We start from the raw sequence: 2,256 nt of genomic DNA on the forward strand, positions 1-2,256 counted from the left end.
GAAGCCCGAAGCCCGAACTCATTCACTCCCTATAAAGCTTTGTGCTGTTAGATTGAAACTAATTGAATTAAATATTAAATAAAGGACTAACTATGAAAGCTGTTATCCCCGTTGCTGGACTTGGTACACGGATGTTGCCAATGACTAAAGCAATCCCAAAAGAAATGCTGCCACTGGTTGATAAGCCGCTTATTCAATATATAGTGAATGAGTGTGTTGCGGCCGGTATTAAAGAAATCGTGCTTGTTACCCACAGCTCTAAAAATGCGATTGAAAATCATTTTGATACTAGCTTTGAGCTTGAAGCGACACTTGAAAAACGCGTAAAGCGTAAGTTACTTGACGAAGTGCGTTCTATTTGCCCGCCTGATGTAACTATTCTTCACGTACGCCAAGGTGAAGCTAAAGGTTTGGGGCATGCTGTATTATGTGCGAAACCAATCATTGGTAATGATGATTTTGTGGTTTTACTGCCTGATGTAATACTTGATGCATATACTGCAGATCAAAAAACTGCAAATTTAGCTGCTATGATTGCTCGTTTTAAAGCAACATCAGCAAGCCAAATTATGCTTGAACCAGTACCTGAGCAAGATGTATGTAAGTACGGCATAGCTGATATAAATGGCGCTGTAATTACTGCGGGTGAAAGTGCAAAAATAAAAACCATGGTTGAAAAACCACGTGTTGAAGATGCACCATCGAACTTAGCTGTTGTTGGCCGCTATGTGCTGTCAAAAACTATTTGGCAACTACTTGATAAAACTCCGGTTGGCGCAGGTGGCGAAATCCAATTAACCGACGCTATTGATATGCTGATGAAAATTGAAACGGTTGAGGCATTCCATATGAGTGGCCGAGCTCATGACTGTGGTGATAAATTAGGTTATTTAAAAGCAATTGTTGAATACAGCATGCGTGATCAAAATTTAGGCGTTGACTTTACAAACTTTGTAACAGAGTTAGTTAACCCTAAAAAACCAAGCCATTTAAAAGCTGTGTAAGATTTAGGTTTTAGGGGCTAGGAAGACAAAGGTTCTAGGTGTTAGGTTTTAGGTTTTAGGTAGAGATTAAATCAAGCACAGTGTTAGGGTTAAGAGTAGACGGGGCTTTATGCCGCGGGTTTAAAAACTCATGGCTAAAGCCATTTCCTACAGGGTGTAAATTTATCGTAGGAGCCGGCTTTAGCCGCGAAAGATTTTAATTGTTATTCATAAAGATATTAATGAATACGCGTCACCAAGCTTAACGCCTACGGTGTTAAATTGTATGCTAGTGTTTAATTACGTGTAGGCGAGTGGCTTGCCACCGCGAAAAGGTCAAAGGGGATTGGAAGACAACGGTACACGGTTCTAGGGAAGTGACTAGGACCTAGGTGCTCGAAGCCCTTTGCTTTCTCATTTACACTCATTGTCTTCTCTTTGTGCAAATGGTTTTCGTAGGAGCCGGCTTTAGCCGCGAAAGATTTTAATTGATTTATTCATAAAGATATTAATGAACACGCGTCAGCAAGCTTAACGCCTACGGTGTTAAATTGTATTCAGGTGTTTAATTACGTGTAGGCGAGTGGCTTGCCACCGCGAAAAGGCCAAAGGTTAAAGGTAGAACAAGCGTCAGCAAGCTTAACGCCTACGGTGTTAAATTGTATTCTGGTGTTTAATTACGTGTAGGCGAATGGCTTGCCACCGCTAAAAGGTCAAAGGTGTTAGGTATTGGGTGTTAGGTAGATATTAAGAGCAAAAAATTTAAGGTTGTATTTTATTAAATAAAAACTAAGCTCAAAATAAATTACTGTTAAGGATAATAGACATGATGAACTTTGAAAGCTTAGAAGTGTGGAAACGAGCTGCTCGTTTAAGTGCAGATATTTATAAAAATTCAACAATAACAAAAGATTTTGGTTTTCGAGATCAGTTAACACGTGCCGGATTGTCTGTACCTAGTAATATTGCTGAGGGAATGACACGAGATAGCGATAAAGAAAAAGTGCGCTTTTTAGATATTGCTCGTTCTTCTTTAGCTGAAGCTAGAACACAAATTTATATAGGTATTGATATAAACTATATTGATTCGAATATCGGTCAACTTTGGCTGTGTGAAACATCTGAGTTATCAAAAATGCTGTTGAGCTTAATCTCTAAAATTAAAGAACGAATCTGAGACGTTTAAATTGTTTAAGTTTTTTAATTACCCACACTGATTTTATAGTTATTTTTGATAAAACCTAAAACCTAAAACCTAAAACCTAAAACCTAA

Annotated in this window: 2 protein-coding genes; both read left to right on the plus strand. The window is 38.4% G+C overall.

The annotated features are described in order from the left end of the window. The first annotated feature begins 92 nt into the window (after positions 1-92). A complete protein-coding gene (gene galU / locus H5163_RS20945; protein ID WP_182735885.1) occupies positions 93-1,004 on the plus strand; it encodes a UTP--glucose-1-phosphate uridylyltransferase GalU in 912 nt (303 codons plus the stop codon). An 808-nt stretch (positions 1,005-1,812) separates the two neighbouring features. Then, positions 1,813-2,160, plus strand: coding sequence for a four helix bundle protein (locus tag H5163_RS20950; RefSeq protein WP_182735886.1), 348 nt, complete (start codon positions 1,813-1,815; stop codon positions 2,158-2,160). Positions 2,161-2,256 lie beyond the last annotated feature (96 nt).

It is taken from the genome of Pseudoalteromonas sp. SG44-8 (genome assembly GCF_014164125.1).
Taxonomy (GTDB): Bacteria; Pseudomonadota; Gammaproteobacteria; order Enterobacterales; family Alteromonadaceae; genus Pseudoalteromonas; species Pseudoalteromonas rhizosphaerae.